5 protein-coding genes are annotated in these 7605 nt (G+C 74.4%); 2 read left to right on the top strand and 3 right to left on the bottom strand.

Annotated features, from left to right (window positions below):
- Window positions 1-1232, bottom strand: a 1232-nt coding sequence (locus E1298_RS41195) for a beta-ketoacyl synthase N-terminal-like domain-containing protein (RefSeq protein WP_207945148.1), incomplete at its 3' end; no start/stop codon positions are given.
- Between the two features lie 151 nt (window positions 1233-1383).
- On the opposite strand from E1298_RS41195, the gene E1298_RS41190 reads away from it, so the two are divergent.
- Window positions 1384-1929, top strand: coding sequence for an allene oxide cyclase barrel-like domain-containing protein (locus E1298_RS41190; protein WP_131902816.1), 546 nt, complete (start codon window positions 1384-1386; stop codon window positions 1927-1929).
- A 67-nt stretch (window positions 1930-1996) separates the two neighbouring features.
- Here the strand turns inward: E1298_RS41190 and E1298_RS41185 are convergent, their stop codons facing one another.
- Entirely contained in the window at window positions 1997-4165 is a 2169-nt protein-coding gene (locus tag E1298_RS41185) for an MMPL family transporter (RefSeq protein WP_131902815.1), read from the bottom strand.
- 72 nt (window positions 4166-4237) lie between these two features.
- Here E1298_RS41185 and E1298_RS41180 point away from each other — a divergent pair, with 72 nt between their 5' ends.
- Entirely contained in the window at window positions 4238-4867 is a 630-nt protein-coding gene (locus E1298_RS41180; protein ID WP_131902814.1) for a TetR/AcrR family transcriptional regulator, read from the top strand.
- Window positions 4868-4922: 55 nt separating this feature from the next.
- Here the strand turns inward: E1298_RS41180 and E1298_RS41175 are convergent.
- A partial coding sequence (locus E1298_RS41175) for a type I polyketide synthase (RefSeq protein WP_131902813.1) occupies window positions 4923-7605 on the bottom strand: 2683 nt, incomplete at its 5' end.

Below are 7605 nucleotides of genomic sequence, written 5' to 3'. Positions count from 1 at the left end.
CTGGGGGAGTCGGCGTGGAGGGTGCGGGGGAGGGCGCCGTGCCGGATGGCCTCGATCATCTTGATGAGCCCGGCGGCGCCCGCGGCGGCCTGGGCGTGGCCGATGTTGGATTTGACGGAGCCGAGCCAGAGCGGGCGCTCGCGGTCGCGGCCGTAGGTGTTGAGGAGGGCGTGCGCCTCGATCGGGTCGCCCAGCGTGGTGCCGGTGCCGTGTGCTTCGACGGCGTCCACGTCGGCGGGCGACAGGCCCGCGTCGGCGAGGGCGGCGTGGATCACGCGCTGCTGGGACGGGCCGCTCGGGGCCGACAGGCGGCTGCTGGAACCGTCCTGGTTGACGGCGGTGCCGCGGATCACGCCGAGGATCCGGTGGCCGTTGCGCTGGGCGTCCGACAGGCGCTCCAGCAGCAGCAGGCCGGCGCCCTCGCCCCAGCCGGTGCCGTCGGCGTCCGCTGAGAACGCCTTGCAGCGGCCGTCCTCCGACAGGCCGCGCTGTCGGCTGAACTCCACGAACAGCGAGGGCGTCGAGATCACCGTCACGCCGCCCGCCAGGGCCAGGTCGCACTCGCCGGTGCGCAGGGCGCGTCCCGCGAGGTGCACCGAGACCAGCGAGGACGAGCAGGCCGTGTCGATCGTGATCGCCGGGCCTTCGAGGCCGAGGACGTAGGAGATGCGGCCCGAGGCGACGCTTCCGGCGCTTCCGGTGCCGAGGAAGCCTTCCAGTTCCTCGGGCATCCGGTCGAAGCCGGTGCCGTAGTCGTCGTACATGACCCCGGCGAAGACGCCGGTGCGCGAGCCGCGCAGCGTTTCGGGGTCGATCCCGGCGTGCTCGAAGGTCTCCCACGCGGTCTGGAGGAGAAGGCGCTGCTGGGGGTCGGTGGCGAGGGCCTCGCGCGGCGACATCCCGAAGAACGGCGCGTCGAACTCTCCGGCGTCGTAGAGGAAGCCGCCGTAGCGGGTGTGGGTGGTGCCCGGACGGTCGGGGTCGGGGTCGTAGAGGGCCTCGACGTCCCAGCCGCGGTCTCCCGGGAACTCGCCGATCGCGTCGGTGCCGGAGGCGACCAGGTCCCACAGGTCCCGCGGCGAACGGACCCCGCCGGGGTAGCGGCAGCCGATGCCGACGACCGCGAGCGGCTCGCCCTTCTCGGCCTCCATGCGCTTGAGCCGTTCACGCGTCTGGTGGAGTTCGATCGTGGCGCGCTTGAGATAACCGCGAAGTTTGTCCTCGTTCACCATTGCGAAGTAACCCCAGTGCCTCGTCCGAGAGATCTGAGGTCAGAATCGCTGGCCGCGCTAAGGAGCTTCTAAAGGAAGGGGGCTTTAGGGGGGCTTTGGCTGTTCCGCTGAGACTGTCGCCGATCAGACCCCAGCGAAGAAGGAGAATCCCGTGGTGCGCCACACCTCCGTTTCAGGCGGCAAGGCCGTCGCGACCGCCGTCGCGGCGATGGTCGCCCTCGCGACCGGGCTCGGCGGCCCGGCGAGCGCCGCCGAGCCCGGCAAGGCCAAGCCCGGCACGCCCGGCAAGTGCGTCGTCTGGAAGGACCTGCCCGAGTCGGTCACCGGCATCGACTACCAGGACACCCCGCCGACCGGGCCCAGCGTCGGCGACACCGGCGTCTACCACGACGTGCTCAAGGACCTCGACGGCCGCGTCGTCGCCAAGGTCACCGGCACGGGCCGGATGCTCTACAACGACCCGGTCACCGGCCACCTCATCGGCCTGTACGAGGACGAGATCCGCTTCACGGGCGGCGGCGCCGCCAAGGCGCTCGGCAGCGCCGACATCAATGTGATGCTGGGCGGCGCCACCGTCTCCATCGGCTTGGTGGGCACCAAGGGCAAGTACCGCGGCTGGTACGGCACCCGCAACTGGATCGTCAAGTCGCACGAGCTCGCGATCGTCACCATGACGCTCTGCCCGTTCGCCCGTTGAGCCCGTTGGACCGGTGACCCTGGCACCGGACGGGCCCGGAGCGCGACGCTCCGGGCCCGTCGCCGTCTCAGCCGACATCCGACGGCTCTCGGGCCGGGGGCGCCGGCGCGGCGCGATCGGGCCGGCGGCCGCCGGAGCCGCGCCAGGCCGCGTCGCCGAGGATGCTCATGACGGCGGGGGCCAGCATCAGCCGGACCACGGTCACGTCCACCAGCACCGCCGCCGCGAGCCCGATGCCGATCATCTTGATGGCCACGTCGCTGATCGGGACGAACGACAGGAACACCACCGTCATGATCGCGCCGGCGGCGGTGATCACCCGCGCGGTGCCGTCGACGCCGACCCAGGTGGCGCGCTGCGCGTCGTGGCTGGCGTCGTATTCCTCCTTGATGGCCGACAGCAGGAAGACCTCGTAGTCCATCGACAGGCCGAACAGCACCGCGAACAGCAGCATCGGCACCATCGACATGATCGGCACCGGTCCGTCGACGCCCAGCAGCGTGACGCCCCAGCCCCACTGGAAGACCGCGATGAGCACCCCGAACGCCGCGCCGATCGACAGCAGCGCCATCAGCGCGGCCTGGAGCGCGACCAGCGGGGCCCGGAACATCGCGACCAGCAGGACCGCCGCCGCCACCAGGACCGCGAGGACCATCCACGGCAGCCGGTCGCCGATCGTGTCGGACAGGTCGGTGACGAACGCGGTGGGCCCGCCGACCGCGATCGTGGCGTCGCGCCCGGCGGTCTTGGGCACGAGGTCGTCGCGGACGCGGTGCAGCAGGTCGGAGACCTCCTGGTCCTGCGGGGAATGCTTGGGCACGACCGTCAGCAGGGAGACCTTTCCGTCCGCGCTGGCCTGCGGCGGGGTGACCACCGAGACCTCCCGGTCGGCGGTGAGCCCGGCGGTCAGCCGCTTGACCATGGCGTCGTTCCCGGCCTTGTCCCCGGCCTCGGCCACGACCAGGAACGGGGCGTTCCAGCCGGGGCCGAACTTGTCGGCGACGATGTCGTAGGCGCGGCGCTGGGTGAAGCTCTGGGGGTTGTTGCCGTCGTCGGGGGTGCCGAGCCGCATGCCGAGCAGCGGCAGCGACAGCACCGCCAGGATGAGGACCGCCAGCCCCGCGTACAGGTAGCGGCGGGCCGCGACCCGCTGTGCCCAGCGGCCCCACAGGCCCGGCTCGACGCCCGGCTCGCCCGCGAGCGGCGCCGCGACCGTCCGGCGGCGGCCGACGCGCAGCGCGTTGACCTTCGGGCCCAGCAGGCCGAGGACGGCGGGGAACAGCGTGAGGGCGGCCGTCATGGTCATCGTGACGGTCAGCGCCGCCGCCACGCCCATGCCGCCGATGAAGGGGACCCCGGTGAGCAGCAGGCCGAGGATCGCCACGACGACCGTCGCCCCGGCGAACAGCACCGCGTGCCCGGCGGTGGCGAGGGCGTGCCCGACCGCGTCGACCTTCGGTTCGCCGAGGGCCAGGTAGTGCCGGAACCGGGTGAGGACGAACAGCGCGTAGTCGACGCCCGCGCCGAGCCCCAGCATGACGGCCACGATCGGCGCGATGGCCGGGATGTCCATCGCGGTGCCCGCGATCAGCACCAGCGCGGTGCCGGCCATCAGGCCCATCAGCGCGACCAGGACGGGCAGGCCCGCCGCGACCACCGACCCGAAGGCGATCAGCAGGATGATCAGGGCGGCGGCGACGCCGATCAGCTCGACCGCGCTGGTCTCCGGCTGGGACGCCAGGTCCACGGCCAGGCCGCGGAACTCGACGTCGACGCCGGCCTTCCGGGCCGCCTCGGCCGCCTTGTCGAGACGGTCGGCGTGGGCGGCGGACAGATCGCCGAGCTCCTTGCCGTACTGGATGGAGCTGAGCGCGGTCGTGCCGTCGGCGCTGACCATCCCGGCGAGGGGGTCGTCGGCCGACCGGACGTCGGGCTGGCGCGCGAACTCGCCGACGACCGCCTTGATCGCGGCCGCCTTCCGCGGATCCTTGAGCGTCCCCGAGCCGGTGTGCCAGACGGCGTCGGCGCTGACCGCGCCGTACTGCGGGAAGTGCCGCTGCGCCAGGTCGACGGCGTGCTGGGACTCGGCGCCCGGGATGCGGAACTCGTTGACGAACGCCCCGCCCGCCGCCTGGCTGACGGCGAGCAGGGCCACGGCCGCGAGCAGCCAGCTCACGATGGTGATCAGTGGGTGCCGGGCCGTCGTCCGGCCCAGCCGTTCGAGGAGTCTTTCCATGGGTCGACGATAGCAACAGCGGATGTTAAATTGCAATGGATGCGAAAATTCTCAGGTTGCTAGGATGTGCCGATGACGAACAAGCAGGGGTTGCGTGAACGGAAGAAGGAGCGCACCCGTCAGGCGCTGGCGGACGCGGCCATCACCCTGTTCAGCACCAAGGGCTACGACGAGACGACCATCGCCGACCTCGCGGAGCTCGCCGACGTCTCGCCCCGCACCTTCTTCAGCTACTTCGCGAGCAAGGAGGAGGTCCTGTTCGCCGACCCGCCGCTGCGGATCGAGGTCTTCGGCGCCGTCCTGGCACAGCCGGAGCCGGGCGAGCATCCCGCGCAGCTGCTGGTCAGGGCGTTCCGCTCGGTGCTGGCCTCCGGCGCCGACCTGATGGGCGACCACGCCAAGAAGCGCGCCGCGCTCATCATCAGGACCCCGGCGCTCCAGGTCGGCGCGCTGCGCAAGGTGCTGGAGGGCCAGCGGGAGATCGCCGCGGCCCTCCAGGCGTCCTATCCCGACGAGCTGGACCCGGTGACGGCCTCCGCGCTGGTCGGCTCGCTGGTGGGCGCGCTGGTCGCCGCCATCACCACCCTGTACTCCACGCCGGAGATCGCCGCCGACCTCGCGGCCCACCCCGAGCGCATGCGCCAGGAGCTGGACCGCGCGATCGTCGCGGTCTGCGCCGATCTCGGCCGCGCGGCGCCCTGAGCGGCCGCTGCCGCGGAGCGCCCTGACCCTGCGCCGCAGGACGCCCCGAGCCCGGTCATGAGATGCCGTCGATGAAGTCGAACAGGTCGTCGTCGGTGGCGGATTCGAGGAGCTGGACGGCCTCGTCGGCCGGCCCGCCGCCCTCCAGTCCCGCGAGCAGGGACTGGAGCCGCTGCGCGAACAGGTCGCGCCGCTCGTCCTCGGGGGAGAGCCCGGCGAGCAGCTCCGCCAGCCCGTCCAGCTCCGCGATCCCCGGGATGGGCGCGGCCGGGAGCACCTCGGCGTCGAGATGCCCGGCGAGCGCCTCGGCCGTCGGGTAGTCGAAGATCAGCGTGGTGGGCAGCCGCTCCCCGACCGCGGCGCCGAGCCGGTTGCGCAGGTCGACGGCGGTCAGCGAGTCCAGGCCGAGCTCCATCAGGCCGCGGCGCGGATCGAGCGCGGCGGGCGAGGCGTGCCCGAGGACGTCGGCGACCTCGGCGAGCACCAGGTCCAGGAGCGCGGCGGCGCGCTCCTCGGCGGGCAGTTCCGCGAGCCCCGCCGGTGCCGCCGGGGCGGCCGCCCTGCGGGCGGGGACGCGGGCGAGCCCGCGCAGGACCGGCGCGGGATCGCGCAGCGCCGCCGGGTCGAGGCGGACCGGGACGAGGACGGCGCGGTCGGCGCGCAGCCCCGCGTCGAACAGGCCGAGGCCCAGCTCGGTCGGGATCGGGAGGATCCCGGCGCGGGCCATGCGGGCGCGGTCGGCGTCGCCGAGCGCCCCGGTCATGCCGCCGTCCTGCTCCCACAGGCCCCACGCCAGCGAGACGGCGTGCAGCCCGCGGGCGCGGCGGTGCTCGGCCAGGGCGTCGAGGTAGGCGTTGGCGGCGGCGTAGTTGCCCTGCCCGGCCCCGCCGACGACGCCCGCGACCGAGGAGAACAGCACGAACGCCGCGACGTCCCCGGCCAGCTCGTGGAGGTTCCACGCCGCGTCGGCCTTGGCCCGCAGCACCCGGTCGACATGCTCGGGGGTGAGCGAGGCGAGCGTGGCGTCCGCGAGGACCCCGGCGGCGTGGACGACCGCGGTGAGGGGACGGTCCACCGTCGCCAGCAGCGCCTCCAGCGCGGCGCGGTCGGCGAGGTCGCAGGCGGCCAGCCGGACGGTCGCGCCGAGCGCCTCCAGCTCGGCGCTCAGCTCGGCCGCGCCGGGGGCGTCCGGGCCGCGCCTGCTCACCAGCAGCAGGTCGCGGACGCCGTGCGCGGTGACCAGGTGCCCGGCGATCCGGCCGCCCAGCCCGCCGGTCGCGCCGGTGACCAGGACGGTGCCGTCCGGATCGAGGGCCGGGTCCTGCGCGCCGGGAGCCGCCCTGGTCAGCCGGGGGACCAGGAGAGCGCCGTCGCGGACGGCCAGCTGCTCCTCGCCGGTGGCCAGGGCCGGGCCCGCGGGCGTGTCGGAGGCGTCGAGGTCCAGCAGCCCGAAGCGCCCCGGATTCTCGGTCTGCGCCGAGCGGACCAGACCCCAGACCGCGGCGTGCGCGAGGTCGTCCGGATCGGGCCCGGTGGCGCGGCGGGTGGCGTACACGAGCCGGGACCCGGTGAAGCGGTCATCGGCCAGCCACGCCTGGGCCAGATCGAGCGCCCAGGCCAGGGCCGCGCGGACGTCCAGCCCGTCCGGGCAGCGGGCCAGCACCGTCGCGGGGACGGTGTCGGCCGCTTCGAGGCCGGCCGCCGAGGCGACCGCCGCGGGCTCCTCGGCCGCGGCGCCGGGCGCGGGGATCGGGGTCCAGGCCAGCTCGTAGAGGCTGTCCAGGGCGCGGGCGGCGAGCCGGGCGGGCGCCGTCGCGCGGACGGTCAGCTCCGCGATCCGGGCGATCGGCGTGCCGTCCTCGTCGGTGACGGTCAGCGTGAGGGCGTCCGGCGCCGTCGGGGTGAGGCGGACGCGGACCGTGCTCGCGCCCCCGGCGTGGACGGTCAACCCGGACCAGGCGACGGGCAGCCGCACCTGACCGTCCGGGGTGCCGTCCGTGAACGCCATCGGGTGGAGGGCCGCGTCGAGAAGCGCGGGATGGAGGGCGAACCCGCCCGGGTCGAGCCCGTCGGGCAGCGTGACCTCGGCGTAGACGTCGTCGCCGTGCGTCCAGGCGGCCCGCAGGCCCTGGAAGGCGGGGCCGTAGCCGACGCCGGTCGCGGTGAGGCGGTCATAGAGCGCGGCCAGGTCGATCGGGTCGGCGTCCTTGGGCGGTGCGGTGCCGGTGTTGTCCGCGCCGTCCGCGAGATCCGCCGCGACGGCGGCCAGAGTCCCCCGCGCGACGACCATGCTCTCCTCCTCGCCCGTGCAGGCGTGGACGGTCACGGGCCTGCGGCCGCCGGGGCTGGCGGCTCCGGCCGTGACCTGGACGGAGACGGCTCCCTCGGCGGGCAGGACGAGCGGGGCGAGCAGCGTCAACTCGTCCAGGACCGCGCAGCCGACCCGTTCCCCGGCGGCCAGGGCCAGCTCGGCGAGCGCGGTCGCGGGCAGCACCGCCGTCCCGCCGACGGTGTGGTCGGCCAGCCAGGGGAGCGCCCGGACCGACAGGCGGCCGGTCAGCACGGCGCCCGCGCCGTCCGGCAGGACCACGGCCGCGCCGAGCAGCGGGTGCCCGGCGGCGTCCAGCCCGAGGTCGGCGGCCTCGCTCACCGGCGCGGGTAGGTCGAGCCAGTAGCGCTGTCGTTGGAAGGGGTAGGTGGGCAGGTCAGTGGGGGTGCCGGTGGGGGTGCCGTGGGTG

Source organism: Actinomadura rubrisoli (genome assembly GCF_004349215.1).
GTDB classification, from domain to species: domain Bacteria; phylum Actinomycetota; class Actinomycetes; order Streptosporangiales; family Streptosporangiaceae; genus Spirillospora; species Spirillospora rubrisoli.
Note: the sequence above shows the minus strand (reverse complement) of the source record. Positions and strands in the feature narration are given on the sequence as shown.